This window comes from Pseudomonas sp. CNPSo 3701 (genome assembly GCF_028674975.1).
Taxonomy (GTDB): domain Bacteria; phylum Pseudomonadota; class Gammaproteobacteria; order Pseudomonadales; family Pseudomonadaceae; genus Aquipseudomonas; species Aquipseudomonas straminea.
The window spans coordinates 21436-41409 of the sequence record NZ_JAQZSI010000003.1; the positions used below are offsets into that span (position 1 = coordinate 21436).

At 62.4% G+C, this 19974-nt stretch carries 17 protein-coding genes and 5 tRNA genes; 16 read left to right on the forward strand and 6 right to left on the reverse strand.

Going from position 1 to position 19974, the window contains the following annotated elements:
* From fliS (PVA39_RS09195) to PVA39_RS09220, 6 genes are all read left to right on the forward strand, one after another.
* Positions 1 to 387, forward strand: coding sequence for a flagellar export chaperone FliS (gene fliS, locus PVA39_RS09195; protein WP_274123836.1), 387 nt, complete (start codon positions 1 to 3; stop codon positions 385 to 387).
* A gap of 130 nt (positions 388 to 517) precedes the next feature.
* Entirely contained in the window at positions 518 to 898 is a 381-nt protein-coding gene (gene fliS / locus PVA39_RS09200; RefSeq protein ID WP_027906174.1) for a flagellar export chaperone FliS, read from the forward strand.
* 25 nt (positions 899 to 923) lie between these two features.
* Entirely contained in the window at positions 924 to 1220 is a 297-nt protein-coding gene (locus tag PVA39_RS09205; protein ID WP_075931053.1) for a flagellar protein FliT, read from the forward strand.
* A gap of 210 nt (positions 1221 to 1430) precedes the next feature.
* On the forward strand, positions 1431 to 2903 hold the full coding sequence (locus PVA39_RS09210; RefSeq protein WP_274123837.1) for a sigma-54 dependent transcriptional regulator: 1473 nt from the start codon (positions 1431 to 1433) through the stop codon (positions 2901 to 2903).
* A 204-nt stretch (positions 2904 to 3107) separates the two neighbouring features.
* Positions 3108 to 4313 (forward strand): sensor histidine kinase, encoded by a 1206-nt coding sequence (locus PVA39_RS09215; RefSeq protein ID WP_274123838.1) that lies wholly within the window; start codon positions 3108 to 3110, stop codon positions 4311 to 4313.
* 3 nt (positions 4314 to 4316) lie between these two features.
* Positions 4317 to 5720, forward strand: a complete 1404-nt coding sequence (locus tag PVA39_RS09220) for a sigma-54-dependent transcriptional regulator (RefSeq protein WP_274123839.1) — start codon at positions 4317 to 4319, stop codon at positions 5718 to 5720.
* Between the two features lie 345 nt (positions 5721 to 6065).
* On the opposite strand, the gene PVA39_RS09225 is transcribed toward PVA39_RS09220, so the two are convergent.
* Positions 6066 to 6141, reverse strand: a tRNA-Asn gene (locus PVA39_RS09225).
* Between the two features lie 65 nt (positions 6142 to 6206).
* Positions 6207 to 7403 carry an amino acid aminotransferase gene (locus PVA39_RS09230; protein ID WP_274123840.1) on the reverse strand — a complete coding sequence of 399 codons (1197 nt, stop codon included), beginning with the start codon at positions 7401 to 7403 and terminating at the stop codon, positions 6207 to 6209.
* 165 nt (positions 7404 to 7568) lie between these two features.
* Here PVA39_RS09230 and uvrB point away from each other — a divergent pair, with 165 nt between their 5' ends.
* From uvrB to PVA39_RS09270, 8 genes are all read left to right on the forward strand, one after another.
* Positions 7569 to 9584 carry an excinuclease ABC subunit UvrB gene (gene uvrB, locus PVA39_RS09235; protein ID WP_274123841.1) on the forward strand — a complete coding sequence of 672 codons (2016 nt, stop codon included), beginning with the start codon at positions 7569 to 7571 and terminating at the stop codon, positions 9582 to 9584.
* Complete coding sequence (locus PVA39_RS09240; protein WP_274123842.1) at positions 9581 to 10096, forward strand: nucleoside 2-deoxyribosyltransferase; 516 nt, start codon at positions 9581 to 9583, stop codon at positions 10094 to 10096. The genes uvrB and PVA39_RS09240 overlap by 4 nt, the downstream gene beginning before the upstream one ends.
* Positions 10097 to 10269: 173 nt before the next feature.
* Entirely contained in the window at positions 10270 to 11751 is a 1482-nt protein-coding gene (gltX, locus tag PVA39_RS09245; protein WP_274123843.1) for a glutamate--tRNA ligase, read from the forward strand.
* Between the two features lie 157 nt (positions 11752 to 11908).
* Positions 11909 to 11984 (forward strand) — tRNA-Ala (locus PVA39_RS09250).
* A 59-nt stretch (positions 11985 to 12043) separates the two neighbouring features.
* Positions 12044 to 12119: transfer RNA gene (locus tag PVA39_RS09255), tRNA-Glu, on the forward strand.
* Positions 12120 to 12168: 49 nt separating this feature from the next.
* Positions 12169 to 12244, forward strand: a tRNA-Ala gene (locus PVA39_RS09260).
* Positions 12245 to 12292: 48 nt separating this feature from the next.
* Positions 12293 to 12368: transfer RNA gene (locus tag PVA39_RS09265), tRNA-Glu, on the forward strand.
* Positions 12369 to 12595: 227 nt separating this feature from the next.
* On the forward strand, positions 12596 to 13030 hold the full coding sequence (locus PVA39_RS09270; RefSeq protein ID WP_274123844.1) for an acyl-CoA thioesterase: 435 nt from the start codon (positions 12596 to 12598) through the stop codon (positions 13028 to 13030).
* 4 nt (positions 13031 to 13034) lie between these two features.
* On the opposite strand, the gene PVA39_RS09275 is transcribed toward PVA39_RS09270, so the two are convergent.
* Positions 13035 to 13424: a hypothetical protein gene (locus PVA39_RS09275; protein ID WP_274123845.1), complete on the reverse strand. Its 390-nt coding sequence runs from the start codon at positions 13422 to 13424 to the stop codon at positions 13035 to 13037.
* Between the two features lie 149 nt (positions 13425 to 13573).
* Here PVA39_RS09275 and PVA39_RS09280 point away from each other — a divergent pair, with 149 nt between their 5' ends.
* The gene (locus tag PVA39_RS09280) at positions 13574 to 14587 is read left to right on the forward strand and encodes a tRNA dihydrouridine synthase (protein WP_274123846.1); all 1014 of its coding nucleotides are present in this window, start codon (positions 13574 to 13576) and stop codon (positions 14585 to 14587) included.
* Here PVA39_RS09280 and PVA39_RS09285 read toward each other — a convergent pair.
* The gene (locus PVA39_RS09285; RefSeq protein WP_274123847.1) at positions 14571 to 15317 is read right to left on the reverse strand and encodes an SDR family oxidoreductase; all 747 of its coding nucleotides are present in this window, start codon (positions 15315 to 15317) and stop codon (positions 14571 to 14573) included. The two genes, PVA39_RS09280 and PVA39_RS09285, sit on opposite strands and share 17 nt — an antisense overlap.
* 120 nt (positions 15318 to 15437) lie before the next feature.
* Here PVA39_RS09285 and PVA39_RS09290 point away from each other — a divergent pair, with 120 nt between their 5' ends.
* A complete protein-coding gene (locus PVA39_RS09290; protein WP_027910273.1) occupies positions 15438 to 15890 on the forward strand; it encodes an Hsp20 family protein in 453 nt (150 codons plus the stop codon).
* A gap of 51 nt (positions 15891 to 15941) precedes the next feature.
* Here PVA39_RS09290 and PVA39_RS09295 read toward each other — a convergent pair whose 3' ends face one another.
* Entirely contained in the window at positions 15942 to 18866 is a 2925-nt protein-coding gene (locus PVA39_RS09295) for an EAL domain-containing protein (RefSeq protein WP_274123848.1), read from the reverse strand.
* A 90-nt stretch (positions 18867 to 18956) separates the two neighbouring features.
* Complete coding sequence (locus tag PVA39_RS09300; RefSeq protein WP_093502070.1) at positions 18957 to 19862, reverse strand: LysR family transcriptional regulator; 906 nt, start codon at positions 19860 to 19862, stop codon at positions 18957 to 18959.
* Positions 19863 to 19974: the final 112 nt, after the last annotated feature.

A 19974-nucleotide genomic window follows, 5' to 3' on the forward strand; every position in this document is an offset into this window, starting at 1 on the left:
ATGGACAGCCCCCTCGATATCTACAAAAGCGTCAAGACCAGTCAGGTGGTTACACCTTATCAAGCGGTTAATCTCCTTCTGGACGGCGCCATCGAGCGAATCTCCCTGGCAATCTTGGGGCAGCAACAGGGCAATCCCGGTTTACGTGGTGAAGCGGTAAGCGGCACGACTTCCATCATCGCAGTGTTGCAGTCGAGCCTAGATAAGGAGCTCGGCGGTGAGCTGGCGCAGAACCTCGACAACCTCTACGACTACATCAACCGGCGTTTGGTTGGCGTAGCGCTCGACAATACGCCTCGTCGATTGGAGGAGGTGCAGCAGCTTCTGACGCAGATCCGTGATGCCTGGAAAGCTATTGGCCCTGAGGTTGAGTCTGGTAGCGAATGAACGGCGTTTCTCTCGTCAGTACTGGCTGCTACGCTTCTCCATAGCGCAGTCAATTATTAATCTTCGTTAAAGCTCAGGCCGCTTGTGCCGATATATGAAGTATTCCCGCTTTACACTGGAGTACATCAGCATGAACGCCATGGCCGCTATGCGTCAGTATCAAAACGTCAACACTCAGGCGCAGGCTGTAGATGCCAGCCCGCACCGTCTGATTCAGATGCTGATGGAGGGTGGCCTGACTCGTCTGGCCCAGGCACGTGGTGCCATGGAGCGTGGGCAGTTCGCGATGAAGGGTGAGCTGATCGGCAAGGCCATTGGCATCATTGGTGGTCTGCGGGCTGGTTTGAACCTCGAAGAAGGTGGTGAGCTGGCTGTGAATCTGGATAACCTTTACGACTACATGAGCCGCCGCTTGCTGGAGGCTAACCTGAAGAACAGCGTCGAGCCGCTCGATGAAGTCGCCGATTTGCTTCGCAACGTCAAATCCGGCTGGGATGCAATTGCCCAGTGATTGGCGGGCTGGAAAGGAGTTTTCCATGAATACATCTGTTCAGCGTCTGCAGAATACGGGCACGGCTATGCGTCAGGCATTGTCCACCCAGGATTGGGCGGCTATCGGTGAGCTGGATCTGCAGTGCCGCCAGGCTGTGGAAGATGCCATGGTCGATGCTGCCGAGGATGACGGTGCGCTGCGGGCGCGAATGGAAGAGCTGCTGGATCTTTATAAGGATCTGGTAACTGCGTGTCAGGCCGAGCGTCAGCGCTTGGCCAACGAGCTCGTTCAGTTCAATCAGTCGCAGCAGGGCGCGAAGGTTTATCAGCTATTTGGCTGAGTCACTCGATAACCGATATTGTTCTCTGTAGCGTCGCCTTCTATCTCTACGCCTTCTAAGCCTGGTTGCTGAACGCTTTTTGGGCCTCGTTGCAAGTTCCTCTAAATAATCACGCCATAAAATTGACTAAGCGCCAATAATTTACTTTACTGCTGGCTATATGCCGGCGCTCTGGCTGCTGGTGGCTTTTTATCTTTGGGCCGAACAACTATGTGGCGTGAAACCAAGCTTCTGCTAATTGACGACAACCTCGAACGTCGTCGTGACCTGTCGGTGATTCTCAATTTTCTCGGTGAAGACCACCTTGCTTGCGGCAGTAGCGAGTGGCGCGACGTTGTGGAGCAAATCGACTCCAGCAGAAGCATTCTTGGCGTCCTGCTCGGTGAGGTGCAGCTCAAGGGGGGGGCGCTGGATCTGCTCAAGCAATTCGCCGCCTGGGACGAGTTCTTGCCGGTGCTGATGCTTCATGAGCATGCCACCACCGACTGGCCAGAGGAGTTTCGCCGCCGGGTATTGGCGACTTTGGAAATGCCGCCCAGCTATAACAAACTCCTCGATTCCCTCCATCGTGCCCAGGTCTATCGCGAGATGTATGACCAGGCGCGGGAGCGCGGCCGGCAGCGCGAACCTAATTTGTTTCGTAGCCTGGTAGGCACCAGTCGTGCCATTCAGCATGTTAGGCAGATGATGCAGCAGGTGGCCGACACCGAGGCCAGCGTGCTGATTCTCGGGGAGTCGGGCACCGGCAAGGAAGTCGTCGCGCGCAATCTGCATTACCACTCCAAGCGCCGCGAAGCGCCGTTCGTACCGGTCAACTGTGGCGCCATTCCCGCCGAGCTGCTGGAAAGCGAACTGTTCGGGCATGAGAAGGGTGCGTTCACGGGCGCCATCACCAGCCGCGCTGGGCGTTTCGAGCTGGCCAATGGCGGAACGCTGTTTCTGGACGAGATCGGCGACATGCCGCTGCCGATGCAGGTCAAGTTGCTTCGAGTTCTGCAGGAGCGCACCTTCGAGCGCGTGGGCAGCAACAAGACCCAGAACGCCGACGTGCGCATCATCGCGGCCACCCACAAGAACCTCGAGAGCATGATTGAGAGTGGCAGCTTCCGTGAGGATTTGTACTACCGCCTCAACGTGTTCCCTATCGAAATGGCGCCGCTGCGTGAGCGCATTGAAGACATTCCGTTGCTGATGAACGAGCTGATCTCGCGCATGGAGCACGAGAAGCGCGGTTCTATCCGCTTCAACTCTGCCGCCATCATGTCGCTCTGCCGTCATGATTGGGCGGGCAACGTTCGTGAGCTGGCCAACCTGGTCGAGCGCATGGCGATCATGCATCCCTACGGCGTGATCGGCGTGGGCGAGCTGCCGAAGAAATTCCGTCACGTTGATGACGAAGACGAGCAACTGGCGGCCAGCCTGCGCGATGAGCTGGACGAGCGTGCAGTGCTGACCTCGTCGGCGCCATCCGCTCTGTCCGCGGCGATGTTGCCGGCCGAGGGCCTGGACCTCAAGGATTACCTTGGTAATCTCGAGCAGGGGCTCATCCAGCAGGCGCTCGATGATGCCGGTGGTGTCGTGGCTCGCGCCGCTGAGCGCTTGCGCATCCGGCGCACCACGCTGGTCGAGAAGATGCGTAAGTACGGCATGAGCCGTCGCGAAGACGAGATGGGCGACGACTGACTCGCCTGTCCTAAATCTTTCAGGGTGGGCTACAGCCCACCTGTTCCCTCAGAGCATTAACGCTCTTGCAGTCAGTCAATTGACGATCTACTGCCCATTAAATCCTTATATTATTGAAAATAAAGCATTTTATTTTCAGGCATGAGTATTGCTATCTCTTGGCAAATGACCGCCTTCTGACGGCTCGCCACGCGAGAGAGTGCAATGAAACCAAGCCCGCAACGTCATGTTTCCCTGGATAACTCATCGCCGGTAGGCGCGGAGCGTGGGGAGTTGGAGCAGTCGCTGGCCTTGTTCGAGCAGATGTCGCGTCGGCTGGGTAGCTCCTACAGTCTCTTGGAAAATCGCGTCAATGAACTGACTGGGCAGCTGGCCCAAGTCAGCGAGCAGCGCGTGCAGGAGTTGAACGAAAAGGAGCGGTTGGCCCACCGCCTGCAAAGCCTGTTGGATCTGCTGCCCGGTGGCGTCGTCGTCATCGATGGCCATGGCGTGGTGCGTGAAGCCAATCCTGTGGCGCGGGATATGCTTGGGGAAGCGCTTCTGGGATGTCTTTGGCGTGACGTGATCGCGCAGCGCTTCGCACCGCGGCGCGACGACGGTCATGAAATTTCTTTGGCCGATGGCCGGCGACTGTCGATTTCCACCCGCTCGCTGCAGGGCGAACCGGGCCAACTGGTGTTGCTGACCGACCTGACGGAAACCCGTCGCCTGCAGGATCAGCTGTCGCGACACGAGCGCCTGAGTGCCATGGGGCGCATGGTCGCGTCACTGGCTCACCAGGTGCGTACGCCGCTATCGGCGGCGTTGCTGTATGCCAGTCACCTGACTGAACAGGTACTGCCGGCCGAGCAGCAACAGCGCTTTGCCGGGCGCCTCAAAGAGCGGCTGCATGAGCTCGAGCATCAGGTACGCGACATGCTGGTGTTCGCCCGCGGCGAGCTACCACTGCCGGATCGACTCGATCCTGCTCAGCTGTTCGAGGCGCTCAGGCAGTCCGGTGAGTCGGTGGTGCAATGTATCGACGTTCGCTGGCAATGCGATGTTCGGGGCGGCGAGCTGCTCTGCAATCGCGACACGTTGGTTGGTGCGCTGCTGAACCTGGTCGAGAACGCGATCCAGGCGACAGGGCAGGGTGTGCGCCTCAAGGTGCATGCTTACAAGCGCGAATCCACCTTGCGTCTGTGCATCAGTGATGATGGTCCCGGCATTGATGCCCTCACGCTGGCGCGTCTGGGCGAGCCGTTCTTCACCACGAAAACCACCGGCACCGGCCTCGGGTTGGCGGTGGTCAAGGCGGTCGCTCGCGCTCACCAGGGCGAGTTGCACCTGCGTTCACGGCCGGGTCGCGGTACCTGCGCTTTGTTGATTCTGCCGCTGATTACCCCAGCGCACCCCACGATTCAGGAGTGACCCATGGCTGCCAAAGTCCTGCTGGTTGAAGACGATCGCGCATTGCGCGAAGCTCTGGCCGACACCCTCGAGCTTGGTGGCCATGATTACCGGGCCGTCGACTGCGCCGAAGCGGCGCTGATCGCCATCGCCCAGGAACCGTTCGGGCTGGTGATCAGTGACGTGAACATGCCGGGCATGGATGGTCATCAACTGCTATGCGCCATTCGCGAACGCCAGCCGCAGTTGCCGGTGCTGCTGATGACGGCTTTCGGCGCCGTCGAGCGTGCCGTCGATGCCATACGCCGTGGTGCAGCCGATTATCTGGTCAAGCCGTTCGAGCCCAAGACCCTGCTGTCGCTGGTGGCGCGCCATGTGCTCGGGCGGGCCAGCGAGCTGGAGCAGGACGGGCCGGTAGCCTGCGAGCCGGCCAGCTTGCAACTGCTCGAGTTGGCGGCGCGGGTCGCTCGTAGCGATTCCACCGTGCTGATCACCGGCGAGTCGGGGACCGGCAAGGAGGTTCTGGCGCGTTATCTTCATCAGCAGTCTCCACGTGCCAAGGGTCCTTTCATCGCCATCAACTGCGCGGCGATTCCGGACAACATGCTGGAAGCCACCCTGTTCGGTCACGAGAAGGGTGCCTTTACTGGCGCCGTTGCCAGCGCGCCGGGCAAGTTCGAGCTGGCCGAGGGCGGAACCATCCTGCTCGATGAAATTTCCGAGATGCCGCTGGCTTTGCAGGCCAAGCTGTTGCGTGTGCTGCAGGAGCGTGAGGTCGAACGGGTTGGCGCCCGCAAGCCGATCAGCCTGGATATCCGCGTGCTGGCGACCAGCAACCGTGACCTGGCTGCAGAAGTAGCGGCAGGTCGCTTCCGGGAGGATCTGTTCTATCGCCTGTCGGTGTTCCCGCTGGCCTGGCGACCGTTGCGTGAGCGCCCGGCGGATATCCTGCCCCTGGCCGAGCGTCTGCTGGCCAAGTACGTGAAGAAGATGAACCTGGCGCCGTTACGGCTCTCCGTCCAGGCGGTCGCCTGCTTGACGGGGTATGCTTGGCCGGGCAACGTTCGTGAGCTGGACAATGCCATTCAGCGCGCGGTCATCCTTCAACAAAACGGCGTCATCGAGCCCCATGATCTGTGCCTGAGCGCGCCTATCGGGTTCGCACAGGCAGCTCCTGCGCCGCAATTGGCGGTGGTACAGAGCGCACCGCTGCCGGTCATGCCGGACGCAAGCGTGACGGATGGCGCCCTGGGCGAGGATCTACGGCGCAGGGAATATCAGGTGATCATCGATATCCTGCGTGCCGAGCGTGGGCGTCGTAAAGAGGCCGCCGAGCGACTGGGCATCAGCCCGCGTACTTTGCGCTACAAGCTGGCGCAGATGCGTGATGCCGGGATGGATGTCGAGGCTTATCTGTACGCCAGCTAAACCTGGGGTAGCCCGGGTTGAGCGAAGCGATACCCGGGAAGTTTTATAGGCCTTGTGATTCCGCGGTGGGTTACGCACCGCTCCGAGTAAGTAGCGTTCGCCAGGCTTCTGGCCAGTGGCGCTAACCCACCCTACGAACCGCACACTTTCCGGCAGGCAATAAAAAACCCGGCCTAAAGACCGGGTTTCTTGAATTTGGCTCCGCGACCTGGACTCGACAGCGCAGCTGAACGCGCTTCAGCGCGGCCCCGGAGGGTGAGCGAAGCGAATAACCTGGGACGTAGTCCCTGGTGAGAGTCCGGCAGGCAATAAAAAACCCGGCATAAAGGCCGGGTTTCTTGAATTTGGCTCCGCGACCTGGACTCGAACCAGGGACCCAATGATTAACAGTCATTTGCTCTACCGACTGAGCTATCGCGGAACAACGACGCGTATCCTACTGATTACGAAGGGGAAGTCAAGCATCTGCCGACTTCCCCTCGCAACTTACAGAACGGCGGCGATGGCCTTGGTCACCACTGGCAGGTTGCGCGTGTTCAGGGCGGCCACGCAGATGCGGCCGGTGCCCACGGCGTAGATGCCGAATTCGCTGCGCAGGCGCTCGACCTGTTCGGTGGTCAGCCCCGAGTAGGAGAACATGCCGCGCTGTTCGGCGACGAAGCCGAAGTCGCGCTTGGCGTTCAGTGCTGCCAGCTGCTCGACCATGGCCAGGCGCATGGTGCGGATACGATCGCGCATCTCGCCCAGCTCGGTTTCCCACATCACCCGCAGTTCAGGATTGTTGAGCACGGCTGCAACCACGCTGGCGCCATGGGTCGGCGGGTTGGAGTAGTTGGTGCGGATTACGCGCTTGACCTGGGAAAGCACGCGGCTGCCTTCTTCCTGGTCGCCGACCACGATGGTCAGCGCGCCGACGCGCTCACCGTACAGCGAGAACGACTTGGAGAACGAGCTGGAGACGAAGAAGGTCAGGCCAGATTGGGCGAACAAACGTACCGCCGCGGCGTCTTCTTCAATACCGTCGCCAAAACCCTGGTAGGCGATGTCGAGGAAGGGCACATGCTCGCGTTCGCGCACGATTTCCAGCACCGCTTGCCAGTCTTCGGGCGTCAGGTCGACGCCGGTCGGGTTGTGGCAGCAGGCGTGCAACACGACGATGGAGCGCGCCGGCAGATTCTTCAGGTCTTCGAGCAGGCCGCCACGGTTCACGCCGTTGCTGAAGGCGTCGTAGTAGCGGTAGTTGCGCACCGGGAAACCGACGGCTTCGAACAGTGCGCGATGGTTCTCCCAGCTCGGGTCGCTGATCGCCACGGTGGCGTCGGGCAGCAGGCGCTTGAGGAAGTCCGCGCCGGTCTTCAGCGCGCCGGTGCCGCCGATGGCCTGGGTGGTGATCACGCGGCCTTGCTGGATCAGCGGCGAGTCGTTGCCCAGCAGCAGCTTCTGCACGGCCTGATCGTAGGCGGCGATGCCTTCGATCGGCAGGTAGCCACGTGGCGCGCGAGCGGCGGTCAGGGCCGCTTCGGCTTCGACCACGGCGCGCAGCAGCGGGATGCGACCTTCTTCGTTGGTGTAGACACCCACGCCAAGGTTGACCTTGTCAGGGCGTTTATCGGCGTTGAATGCTTCGTTGAGGCCCAGGATGGGATCGCGCGGAGCCATTTCGACGGCGGAGAACAGACTCATGGGGCGGCAGCTCTGTGGTGGGGTGAGTATCGAGCAACCCGGCAACTGGATTAGGGGTTGCGCAAGCGGGCCGTTAGTATAGCGGCCCATATTCGGTGTCGCGACAGCGTACATCAGGTATGACGCACGTGTTGTCGTGGCGTCACAGCCTTTGCAGAGGTAATTATGTCCGAGTTTCAACTGGTCACCCGTTTCGAGCCCGCTGGCGACCAGCCCGAGGCGATTCGGCAGATGGTCGAAGGCCTCGAAGCCGGGCTTTCGCACCAGACGCTGCTCGGCGTGACGGGCTCCGGCAAGACCTTCAGTGTGGCCAACGTCATCGCCCAGGTGCAGCGCCCGACGCTGGTGCTGGCGCCGAACAAGACCCTGGCGGCACAGTTATATGGCGAGTTCAAGTCGTTCTTCCCGAACAACGCGGTGGAGTACTTCGTTTCCTATTACGACTATTACCAGCCCGAGGCCTACGTGCCGTCGTCGGACACCTTCATCGAGAAGGACGCCTCGATCAACGATCACATCGAGCAGATGCGCCTGTCGGCGACCAAGGCGCTGATCGAGCGCAAGGACGTCATCGTGGTCTGCACGGTGTCGTCGATCTACGGCCTGGGCAGCCCCGAGGAGTACCTGAAAATGGTGCTGCACCTCGACCGTGGCGACAAGATGGACCAGCGCGCGCTGCTGCGCCGCCTGGCCGAGCTGCAGTACACCCGCAACGACATGGATTTCGCCCGGGCGACCTTCCGGGTGCGTGGCGATGTGATCGATATCTTCCCGGCAGAATCGGATCTGGAAGCGATCCGCATCGAGCTGTTCGACGATGAAGTCGAGAACATCAGCGCCTTCGATCCGCTGACCGGCGAGGTGCTGCAACGCCTGCCGCGCTTCACCTTCTACCCCAAGAGCCACTACGTGACGCCCCGCGACACGCTGCTCGAGGCGATGGAGAAGATCAAGGTCGAGCTCAAGGATCGCCTGGACTACCTGCGCGGCGCCAACAAACTGGTCGAAGCCCAGCGACTGGAGCAGCGCACCCGTTTCGACCTGGAGATGATTCTCGAACTGGGCTACTGCAACGGCATCGAAAACTACTCGCGCTATCTGTCCGGGCGCGACCCCGGTGCGCCGCCACCCACGCTGTACGATTACCTGCCGGCCGAGGCGCTGCTGGTGATCGACGAATCCCACGTCAGCGTGCCCCAGGTCGGCGCCATGTACAAAGGCGACCGCTCGCGCAAGGAAACCCTGGTCGAGTATGGCTTCCGTCTGCCCTCGGCACTGGACAACCGGCCGATGCGCTTCGAGGAATGGGAAGCCGCGTGCCCGCAGACCATCTTCGTTTCCGCCACACCGGGGCCTTACGAGGCCGACCATGCCGGGCGTGTCATCGAGCAGGTGGTGCGACCCACCGGCCTGGTCGACCCGGAAGTGGAGGTACGCCCGGCGCGTACCCAGGTCGATGATTTGCTCTCGGAGATCAACAAGCGCGTGGCCCTGGAGCAGCGCTTGCTGGTCACCACGCTGACCAAGCGCATGGCCGAGGACCTCACCGACTACCTGGCCGACCACGGCGTCAAGGTGCGTTACCTGCACTCGGATATCGACACGGTCGAACGGGTGGAAATCATCCGTGACCTGCGCATCGGCACCTTCGACGTGCTGATCGGCATCAACCTGCTGCGCGAGGGCCTGGATATGCCCGAAGTCGCCCTGGTGGCGATTCTCGACGCCGACAAGGAAGGCTTCCTGCGTAGCGAGCGCTCTTTGATCCAGACCATCGGGCGCGCAGCCCGTAACCTCAATGGTCGGGCGATTCTCTACGCCGACAACATGACCGGCTCCATGGAGCGCGCCATCGGCGAGACCGAGCGGCGCCGGCAGAAGCAGCTGGCCTTCAACGAGGCTCACGGCATCGTGCCCAAGGGCGTGGTCAAGGACATCAAGGACATTCTCGAAGGTGCCGTGGTACCGGGTGCACGTAGCAAGAAGCGCAAGGGCATGGCCAAGGCAGCCGAAGAGAACGCCCGTTACGAAGCGGAGCTGCGCTCGCCGGCGGAGATCACCAAGCGCATTCGTCAGCTTGAGGACAAGATGTTCGAGCTGGCCCGTGACCTGGAATTCGAGGCCGCGGCGCAGACTCGCGACGAAATCCAGAAGCTGCGTGACCGGCTGCTCGCGGTATGAGTACGGCGGCTCAGCCCAGGGTCTACCTGGCCGGTTTCGACGTGTTCAGGGCCGATGCCATCGAGCGCGGTGAGTACCTCAAGCGCCTGTGCCTCGAGCACGGGCTCGAAGGGCTTTATCCGTTCGATAACGAGGTGGCCGAGGGCCTGGCACCGGCCGATTTGGCGGCGCAGATCTGTCGGCTCAACCTGGCGATGATCCATGATGCCGACGCCGTGCTGGCCAACCTCAATCTGTTTCGCGGCTCCGAGCCGGATTCCGGCACGGCCTTCGAGGTCGGTGCGGCGGTGGCGCTGGGCAAGCCGGTGTGGGCCTACTTCGAGCCCCAGGGCAGCATGCGCCAATGGCTGCCCGGTGACGAAAACGGTCGTGATGCCGACGGCTACTTCATCGAGGATTTCGGCCTGCCGCGCAACCTGATGCTCGCCTGCTCCTGGGCTGGCTGCAGCGCCAGTGTGGAGGAGGGCGTTACGGCGCTATCTCGCTACCTCAGTGGCGGTTCGCGCGTCTGACGCGTTCTTCGCAGCCCTGCGCCGCGGTCCGCTGGAGCCAGCTGGGGCTGGCCTGTTAATATTCGTTCCCTTCGCTTTCTCGCGTCATCCATGGCGCCTGCGCCTGTCGCCCATGCGGCCTGGGCGCGGGGCTAGCCCATGCCATTTTCAGTCTTACCTGCTCGGGACTTTCCATGACCACCGTTCGCACTCGTATCGCTCCGTCGCCCACTGGCGATCCTCACGTCGGCACCGCCTACATCGCCCTGTTCAACCTGTGCTTCGCCAGGCAACACGGTGGTGAGTTCATCCTGCGCATCGAGGATACCGACCAGGTCCGTTCGACTCGCGAGTCCGAGCAGCAGATCTATGACGCCCTGCGCTGGCTGGGCATCGAGTGGAACGAAGGCCCGGACGTCGGCGGCCCTTATGGCCCGTACCGGCAGAGCGAACGTGGCGAAATCTACCGCAAGTACGCGCTGGAGCTGGTCGAGAAGGGCCACGCCTTCTACTGCTTTTGCACCCCGGAAGAACTCGACCAGATGCGTGCCGAGCAGATGGCTCGTGGCGAGACGCCGCGCTACGACGGCCGCGGCCTGCTGCTCTCCGACGAGGAAGTGCAGCGCCGCCTGGCAGCGGGCGAGCCCCACGTGATCCGCATGAAGGTGCCGAGCGAGGGCGTCTGCGTGGTGCCGGACATGCTGCGCGGCGACGTGGAGATTCCGTGGGATCGCATGGACATGCAGGTGCTGATGAAGACCGATGGCCTGCCGACCTACTTCCTGGCCAACGTGGTCGACGACCACCTGATGAAGATCACCCACGTGCTGCGTGGTGAAGAATGGCTGCCCTCGGCGCCCAAGCTGATCCTGCTGTACGAGTACTTCGGTTGGGAAAAGCCGCAGCTGTGCTACATGCCGCTGCTGCGTAACCCGGACAAGAGCAAGCTGTCCAAGCGCAAGAACCCGACCTCGATCACCTTCTACGAGCGCATGGGCTTTCTGCCCCAGGCGATGCTCAACTACCTGGGCCGCATGGGCTGGTCCATGCCGGACGAGCGCGAGAAATTCACCCTCGAGGAAATGATCGAGCACTTCGACGTGCAGCGCGTTTCCCTCGGCGGGCCGATCTTCGATCTGGAGAAGCTGTCCTGGCTCAACGGCCAGTGGATGCGCGACCTGAGCGTCGAAGAGTTCGCCGCTGGCGTGCAGAAGTGGGCCTTCAACAGCGACTACCTGATGAAGATCGCGCCCCACGTGCAGGGCAGGGTGGAAACCTTCAGCCAGATCGCGCCGCTGGCCAGCTTCTTCTTCGCCGGTGGCGTACAGCCGGACAAAGCACTGTTCGCCCATAAGAAGCTGTCGGACGATCAGGTACGCCAGCTCATGCAGCTGATCCTCTGGAAGCTCGAGGCGCTGCGCCAGTGGGAAAAGGAGCGCATCACCGGCTGCATCCAGGCGGTGGTCGAACACCTGGAGCTGAAACTGCGCGATGCCATGCCGCTGATGTTCGCCGCCGTCACCGGCCAGGCCAGTTCGGTATCGGTGCTCGATGCCATGGAAATTCTCGGCCCGGACCTCACCCGTTTCCGTCTGCGCCAGGCCATCGAGCTACTCGGCGGTGTGTCGAAGAAAGAGAACAAGGAGTGGGAAAAACTGCTGGCCAGCATCGGCTGATCACCAGTGGTTTGTCTGCCGCTGGTCGCCGTCGGCGGCCGGCAGCCGGCGGTTTGAGGTAAGTGTTTGTTATGTCAGCGAAAAAAAATAAGGCAGCCGCTAATTTTTTGTTGACAGGGTGCAGGGGCGCACTTAACATGCGCCCCGTCCTCGAGATGGGGCTATAGCTCAGCTGGGAGAGCGCTTGCATGGCATGCAAGAGGTCGACGGTTCGATCCCGTCTAGCTCCACCAATCTCGGATGCCACAACCGGTTCTAAGGAGCGGGTTGAGTTGTAAAGAAGGGCATTTGCGTCCCCTTCGTCTAGTGGCCTAGGACACCGCCCTTTCACGGCGGTAACAGGGGTTCGAGTCCCCTAGGGGACGCCATTATTTCCAGCTGCAGTGCTTAGGCATTGCAGCCAGACCGCAAGGTTCTGGGGCTATAGCTCAGCTGGGAGAGCGCTTGCATGGCATGCAAGAGGTCGACGGTTCGATCCCGTCTAGCTCCACCAATCCACGACAAGGCCAGCCGAGTGCTGGCCTTGCTCTTCGAAGGTTTCGTCCCCTTCGTCTAGTGGCCTAGGACACCGCCCTTTCACGGCGGTAACAGGGGTTCGAGTCCCCTAGGGGACGCCATTTTTGCCCGCTCTGCGGGGTTTTTAAGGGTCACTTCTCACGAAGTGGCCCTTTTGTTTTGCGCGTACGAAAAGTTCTCGTCGATCCGTGCGGCTGGCGATGCGGCGCTTGCGTTACAGCAGGCTGAGCCCCTAAGGTCGAGCCTGTGGCGTCGCCAAGGGAGGCCATTGCATGAAGCTCGTTTACACTGCTGCATCGCTGCACGCCGCTGCGCTCGGGTATGTGTCGTGAACTGGGATCGCCCTGATCCGTTCACCATCGACCTGCTGGTCGGCAGCGAGGATATCGATGGCCTCGGGCACGCCAACAACGCTGTCTACGTGACCTGGCTGGAGCGTTGCGCCTGGCGCCATTCGCAATCGCTGGGGCTGGATCTGGTCGAGTACCGGCGCCTGGATCGGGCCATGGCGGTGGTGCGCCACGAGATCGATTACCTGAGTAGTGCCTACGAAGGCCAGGAACTGGTCATGGGCACCTGGATCGTCGAGTCCGACCAGCGCCTGAAGATGGATCGCTGCTTTCAACTGATACGCCCGCAGGATGGCGCCACCCTGCTGCGTGCGCGCACCACCTTCGTCTGCATCGAGCTGTCCAGCGGTCGACCCAAGCGCATGCCGGCCGAATTCATCGAGGGTTATGGCCGGGCGTTGCTGCCGGCTTGAGTGTTCATGGCTGCGGGGCCAGAAACAGCTTCTGCTCTTCGTAGACTGCCTGGTAGCGCCGGGTTTCACCTGGTTGCAGCAAGAGCGACTGGCTGCTCACCAGGTCTATCTCGGCGCAGAAGCCTTCGCGTGACGGGGTGAGCACCACGCTGCGTTCGCCGCTGGGAACGTCGAGCGTGACGCTTTCGCCGGCTGGCAAGGCGACAACCAGTTGCTCGTCGACGCGCAGTTGCAGGTCGCAGGCGTTGGGCGCATTGCGGTCGCGGCTGACGATCAGCTTGGCGGCCGCTGCGGGATCCAGCGGCACGCCCTCGGAGATTGGCGTGGCGGCGATTGCGGTGGTGGTGGCCAGCAGCAGGGCGAGCGAGGCGCTGAGCAGCACGAGTCGATTCATGGCGATTTCCGGTGGTGTCTGTCACTGCAGTGGACTGCGCCAGGCGTTGGGTGTTCAGGCGCTGTCCCGGCGCGTCACTCGCCGCTACACTACGCGCCGTTTTTGCCTCGGCATGCCGATGGCCTTCCCCGTTATTCGAGAGTATCGCCATGCAGATCGCCCTGGCGCCCATGGAGGGGCTGGTCGATGAAATCCTCCGCGACGTGCTGACCCAGGTTGGCGGTATCGACTGGTGCGTGACCGAGTTCATCCGCGTCACCGATCGCGTGCTGCCCAGGTCGACCTACCGCAAACTGGCGCCGGAGTTGTTCAATGGTGCACGCACGGCTGCCGGTACACCGCTGCGCGTGCAGTTGCTCGGCTCCGATCCCAAGTGCCTGGGTGACAACGCCGCCTACGCCTGCGTGCTCGGCGCGCCGGTGATCGACCTCAACTTCGGCTGCCCGGCCAAGACGGTGAACAAGTCCCGTGGCGGGGCGGTGCTGCTCAAGGAGCCGGAGCTACTGCACGCCATCGTGCGCGAGGTGCGCCGCAGCGTGCCGGCGGCCATTCCCGTCACTGCCAAGATGCGCCTGGGCTTCGATCACAAGGACCTGGCTCTCGATTGCGCCCGTGCACTGGCCGAAGGCGGCGCCTCGCAGATCGTCGTGCACGCGCGCACCAAGGTCGAGGGCTACAAGCCGCCAGCGCACTGGGAGTGGGTGGCGCGGGTGCAGGAGGTGGTCAGCGTGCCGGTGTATGCCAACGGCGATATCTGGTCCGTCGAGGACTGGCAGCGCTGCCGCGAGGTGAGCGGCGCCGAGCACTTCATGCTGGGCCGTGGCGTGGTGGCGCGGCCCGACCTGGCCCGGCAGATCGCCGCGGCGAAGATGGGGCAGGATGCCGGCGTGATGAGCTGGGCAGAACTGCAGCCGCTGTTGGCCGTGTTCTGGCTGCAGGCGCGGCGCAAGATCTCGCCGCGCTACGCTCCCGGGCGGCTCAAGCAATGGCTGGCGATGCTGACGCGCAGCTATCCCGAGGCTGTCGAGCTGTTCGCCCTGGTGCGGCGGGAAACCAACTGCGAGGTCATCGACGCACTGCTGGGCGTGAGCATCGCGCCGACGGAGGTGAGCACGCTGCAAGCGCTCGAGGCTGACGAGGAGGCGCTCAGCGCCCTCCGCTGACGTCGAGCAGCGAGCCGGTGGTATAGCTGGCCTGTTCGCTGGCCAACCACAGAATCGCTTCTGCCACCTCGTCAGCCCGCCCGCCGCGGCCCAGCGGAATGCTTCCGGCTACCCGCGCCACTCGCTGCGGCTCGCCGCCACTGGCATGGATCTCGGTGTCGATCACGCCGGGTCGCACGGCATTCGCGCGAATGCCATCGGCGGCGAGTTCCCTGGCCAGCCCTACCGTCATGCTGTCGACCGCGCCCTTGGCTGCGGCATAGTCGATGTACTCTTCGGGCGCGCCGAGGCGGGCGGCAATCGATGACATGTTGACGATCACGCCGCCACGCCCGCCCTGGCGGGTGGACATCCGCGCAATCGCCTCACGGCTGCACAGGAAGCTGCCGTACACGTTGGTGGCGAACACCCGTTGCCAGCGCTCAAGGCTCATGCGCTCCAGGCGCATCTGCTGCTCGAGCATCCCGGCGTTGTTGACCAGCACGTCCAGACGCCCCAGGCGGGCGTCGACCTCGGTGAACAGCCGGCGAACCTGGGCTTCGTCCGCCGCATCGGCCTGTACCGCCAGCGCCTCGCCGCCCGTGGTCGTGATCGCTTCGACGAGCGCGTCGGCGGCCTCGCAGTTGCGCTGGTAGTTGATGAGCACGCGGTAACCCTGCCCAGCCGCCAGCCTTGCCGTGGCCGCACCGATGCCGCGGCTGGCACCGGTGATCAGCATCACCTTGCTCATCGAAAAATCTCCTTTTTCGGTCCCTTGAAATTTTTTCGGCCATCCACATTTTTATCACCGTGGGATGCCGAAGTCGGGTCCCGCACCTTATCACTCGCTGACCAATTCAGGAGATCAACCATGAGCACTGCATTTTCCATGACCCCGCTGTTCCGTCAGTCCATTGGCTTCGACCGTTTCAACGACCTGTTCGAATCGGCGATGCGCAACGAGACCAGCAGCAGCTACCCTCCCTACAACGTCGAGAAGCATGCCGACGACCAGTACCGGATCGTCATCGCTGCCGCCGGCTTCCAGGATGAAGATCTGGATCTGCAGGTCGAGCGCGGCGTGCTGACCGTGACCGGCGGCAAGCGCGCAGGCAATGGCAGTGGTGAAAATGTCACCTACCTGTATCAGGGCATCGCTCAGCGTTCGTTCAAGCTGTCGTTCCGCCTGGCCGATCACATCGAGGTCAAGAGCGCCAGCCTGGTGAACGGCCTGCTCAACATCGAGTTGGAGCGCCATGTGCCGGAAGAGGCCAAGGCCAAGCGCATCCCGATCGGGGCCGCACGTCCGGCGCTGGAGAACTGATCGCCGTTGCCGCACTGAACAGAAAAGGCGCCCTCGTGGCGCCTTTTCTGTTCAGTGCGGCAGGTGTTGGGCGCCGTGGCTGAGCAGGGCGCGGAAGGCCGTCAGCGGCTGCGGGCGGCTGAACAGGTAGCCCTGGTAGCAGTTGCAGCCCTGGCTTTGCAGAAAGTCCAGCTGGCTCTGCTGTTCCACGCCTTCGGCGATGACCTCCAGGCCCAGGCTGAGGCCCAACGCCACCACAGCGCGGATGATTTCCGCGTCGCTGGGGTTGCTGGTGGCGTCGCGTACGAACGACTGGTCGATCTTCAGCACGTTCACCGGCAAGCGCTTGAGGTAGGTGAGCGACGAGTAGCCGGTGCCGAAATCGTCCATGGCGAAACTGACGCCCAGTTTGCGCAGGCGATTCATCTTGGCGATGGTGTCGTCGATGTCCTCGATGACGATGCCTTCGGTGATTTCCAGCTTGAGCATGCCCTGGGGCAGTTTGTTCTGGCGCAGGCAATGCTCGACGCGCTCGACGAAGTCGCTCTGGCGGAACTGCCGGGTGCTGATGTTCACGCACAGGCTGAAACGCTCGTCGATAAGGCCATCCTGCAGCAGTCGAGCACAGGCATGGCACGCTTCGACCATCACCCAGGCGCCGACTTCCAGAATCAGCCCACTTTCCTCCAGCACATGGATGAACAACGCCGGCGACTGCTGGCCGAGTGTTGGGTGGGCCCAGCGCAGCAGCGCTTCGGCGCCGATGATCTGGTCGGTACGGGCATCCACCTGGGCCTGAAAATACAGCTCGAATTCACCGCGGCTCAGGGCAGTGCGCAGCTCGTTCTCCAGGCGCAGGCGTTCGCTGGCAGCGTGCTGCATGGAGCCGTGGAACAGCTGGATGACGTTGCGCCCCGAGTCCTTGGCGCGGTACAGGGCGATGTCGGCGCGCTTGAGCAGATCGGCCGGGGTCTGGCCGTGATCGGGTATCAGCGCGATGCCGATGCTCGGCGTGACCTGCAGGCGATGGCCCTCGAGCAGCATGGGCTCGCTGAGCAGGATGCGCAGCTTTTCCGCCGCCTGCCCGGCGTGGGCGATGACCTGTTCGCGGGTGCCCTCCAGGCCGGTCAGCAGTACCACGAATTCATCGCCACCCAGGCGCGCCACGGTGTCTTCTTCGCGCACGCTGACTTCCAAGCGGGCGGTGATCAGCTTGAGTACGGCATCGCCGAACGGATGGCCGAGTGAATCATTGATGTGCTTGAAGTGGTCGAGGTCGAGAAATAGCAGGGCGCCGCGCAGGTTGTGGCGCTGCAACAGGGCAATCTGCTGGGTCAGGCGGTCCATTAGCAGGGCGCGGTTGGGCAGGCTGGTCAGCGGGTCGTGGTAAGCCAGATGCTGGATCTGTTCCTGGGCGGCCTTTAGCTCGCTGATGTCGCGGGCGGTGACCAGCAGGCATTCGGTGCCATCCAGCTCGATCGGCTCGAAGGACACTTCCACTTCCAGCGGGTTGCCGTGGCGATCACGGGCATTCATTTCCATGCGTCGGATATGGCCTTCGTCGTTCAGGGCATCGAGCAGGCGCTGGCGCTCCGCCGCGTTCGACCAGATGCCGATCTCGGTCGTGGTATGTCCAATCACTTCCTCGGCGCTGTAGCCGGTCAGGCGGGTGAAGCCGTCGTTGATCTCGATATAGCGGCCGTTTTCGCGGCTGGTGATGGTGATGGCATCGGGACTTGAGTGAAAGGCCTTGTAGAACTTCTCCTGGCTGGCCTTGAGCGCCGATTCGGCGCGCTGCTGCTCGGTGATGTCGCGAAACTTGCTGAGTACGCAAGGTTGGCCGGCCAGTTCCAGGCGTCGGCACGAGACGATGCAGTTCATCAGCCTGCCATTTGGGTCGAGCAGGTCGATGCGTTCGTCCTCAAGATCGGTGCCGGTAAGGATTTTGCCGCGCAGCGGCGACTCCGCCGGCAGTCCCTGCCAGGGGGCGATCTTGAAAATATTGCGCCCGGCGGCTTCCGCCGGCCGCCAGCCGAATGCCTGGGTGAACGCCGGGTTGACCTCCAGAATCCTACCCTCCGGCAGTGTGGTAACGCAGATCGGGTCGGGGCTGGCCTGGAAGACCGTGGCGAATTTGCGCTCAGAGGCTTGCAGGCGTTGTTCTCGCAGGGTGCGTTCGCTGGTGTCGATCATCACGCCGGTCATGCGCAGCGGCTGGCCATGTGCGTCGCGGTACAGCCTTGCCTTGCTTTCCAGATAATGGGTCTGGCCGTTGCCGTGTACCGTACGGTAGGTGACCTGGGAGTCCTGGCCGTTATCAGGCAGCAGGTCGCGATAGGCTTGGCGCAGGCCGTCACGATCCTGCTCTGGAACATGGGCGAAGAAATCCGGAAAGGGACCTTGGAAGGTTGCATCCGGCAGGCCGTGCAGCATGGCTGCGCGGGGCGAGGCGAACATGGTATTGCTGGGGATGTGCCAGTCCCAGGTGCCCAGTTCTGCCGACTCGAGCGCCAGGCGCAGACGTTCCTGGCTATCGGCTAGTGCCTGCTCTTGTGCCCGTTGGCGGGTGATATCGCGCACCACGCCGAACATTCGGTTCTGTCGGCCCTCGCCGACCTGCAGGCTGCCGGTGATCTCGATCCAGTGCAGGCTGCCATCCGGCCAGCGGATACGGTGGCGGATGGGTGCGGCGGTAGGTGAGCCATCGATCACTGCCTGAAACAGACGCAGCACCTCGTCGCGCTCTTCTTCGGGAATCAGTTCGATGTAGTTGACCGGATCACTGAGGGGGCGGGTCGGATCCAGGCCAAAGACCTTCTGGGCGCCACGTGACCAGCTAACCTCGCCGGTATCGAGGTTCCAGAACCAGGCGCCGAGGCCAGCACCATTGAGAGCAGCCAGCAAATGTTGGCTGTCACGCCAGGTTTTTTCGAACTCGGCTGGATCGAGCACCGGTACGTGGGGCAGTGGTGGGCGTTTGTCGTTTGAGTTGCCCATGACCCTTTCCTCTACGGAGCCTGGCAATGGTGGCGGCCGGGCTATCGGCAAGTTCGCCGAAGGCATACCGGCAGATGGCCGGTATGGGTGTCACGTTAGCTGCTGCCCAGGCGCTAAGGCAAGACTGTCGCGATGGCTGTCGAGCAGTTGCATGAAGGCCCGGGCGGCATTCGACAGGGTGCGTTCGGTGTGCACGATATAGCCAAGCTGGCGCGACAGCTGGATGTCCGGCAAAGGCAGACGGAAAACCTGATCATCAAGCATGGTGCGTGGCAGCACGCTCCAGGCCAGACCAATGGACACCATCATCTTGATGGTTTCCAGGTAGTTGGTGCTCATGGCGATATTTGGTATCAGGTCCTCGGCTTCAAACAAGCGCTGCACGATATGGTGGGTAAAGGTGTTGCCGCCGGGAAATACCGCCGGGTGTAGGGCCACATCGGCTAGCGTCACGCCCGTGCCCTGGGCCAGCGGATGTTCGGGCGCGGTGACGAAATCAAGCGGGTCGTCCCACACCGGCACCGCTCGCACCGGGTCGCGGGTGTCCGGAGCCAGGGTGATCACCGCCAGTTCGGCGCGGCCATGGAACACCTCGTCATAGGCCACTTCCGAATCGAGAAACTGGATGTCCAGTGCGACCTGCGGATGTGCGCGGGTAAAGGCGCGCAACAGCGGCGGCAGGCGGTGCAGGCCTATATGGTGACTGGTGGCCAGCGTCAGTCGCCCGGTGATCTCGCCATTGAGGTTGGTCAACGCCCGGCGCGTGTCCTCCAGCACGTTGAGAATCTGGTAGGCGCGCGGCAGCAGGGCACGGCCCGCTTCGGTCAAGCTCACCTCGCGGCCCAGGCGGTCGAACAGGCGCACACGCAGTTGCTGCTCGAGGCTGGCGATGCGTTTGCTCACCGCCGGCTGGGTCAGGTGCAGGCGTATGGCGGCCTCGGAGAAGCTGCCGAGTTCGGCGATGGCAATAAAGGCATTGAGCGTGGCGAGATCCATGGGCGTTTCCGGCTGCGATCGGGACGGTAGAAGGCGATCCTATAGTAATTCCAGTCAGGAATCTTCTGGATGAAAAATATGAATTTGAGTTATTCGCCAGCCACGCATAGCA

Bases quoted from the DNA above. Each gene is read 5' to 3' on its own strand.
- fliS (WP_274123836.1), top strand. From the start codon at position 1: ATGGACAGCCCCCTCGATATCTACAAAAGCGTCAAGACCAGTCAGGTG.
- fliS (WP_027906174.1), top strand. From the start codon at position 518: ATGAACGCCATGGCCGCTATGCGTCAGTATCAAAACGTCAACACTCAG.
- PVA39_RS09205 (WP_075931053.1), top strand. From the start codon at position 924: ATGAATACATCTGTTCAGCGTCTGCAGAATACGGGCACGGCTATGCGT.
- PVA39_RS09210 (WP_274123837.1), top strand. From the start codon at position 1,431: ATGTGGCGTGAAACCAAGCTTCTGCTAATTGACGACAACCTCGAACGT.
- PVA39_RS09215 (WP_274123838.1), top strand. From the start codon at position 3,108: ATGAAACCAAGCCCGCAACGTCATGTTTCCCTGGATAACTCATCGCCG.
- PVA39_RS09220 (WP_274123839.1), top strand. From the start codon at position 4,317: ATGGCTGCCAAAGTCCTGCTGGTTGAAGACGATCGCGCATTGCGCGAA.
- PVA39_RS09230 (WP_274123840.1), bottom strand. From the start codon at position 7,403: ATGAGTCTGTTCTCCGCCGTCGAAATGGCTCCGCGCGATCCCATCCTG.
- uvrB (WP_274123841.1), top strand. From the start codon at position 7,569: ATGTCCGAGTTTCAACTGGTCACCCGTTTCGAGCCCGCTGGCGACCAG.
- PVA39_RS09240 (WP_274123842.1), top strand. From the start codon at position 9,581: ATGAGTACGGCGGCTCAGCCCAGGGTCTACCTGGCCGGTTTCGACGTG.
- gltX (WP_274123843.1), top strand. From the start codon at position 10,270: ATGACCACCGTTCGCACTCGTATCGCTCCGTCGCCCACTGGCGATCCT.
- PVA39_RS09275 (WP_274123845.1), bottom strand. From the start codon at position 13,424: ATGAATCGACTCGTGCTGCTCAGCGCCTCGCTCGCCCTGCTGCTGGCC.
- PVA39_RS09280 (WP_274123846.1), top strand. From the start codon at position 13,574: ATGCAGATCGCCCTGGCGCCCATGGAGGGGCTGGTCGATGAAATCCTC.
- PVA39_RS09285 (WP_274123847.1), bottom strand. From the start codon at position 15,317: ATGAGCAAGGTGATGCTGATCACCGGTGCCAGCCGCGGCATCGGTGCG.
- PVA39_RS09290 (WP_027910273.1), top strand. From the start codon at position 15,438: ATGAGCACTGCATTTTCCATGACCCCGCTGTTCCGTCAGTCCATTGGC.
- PVA39_RS09295 (WP_274123848.1), bottom strand. From the start codon at position 18,866: ATGGGCAACTCAAACGACAAACGCCCACCACTGCCCCACGTACCGGTG.
- PVA39_RS09300 (WP_093502070.1), bottom strand. From the start codon at position 19,862: ATGGATCTCGCCACGCTCAATGCCTTTATTGCCATCGCCGAACTCGGC.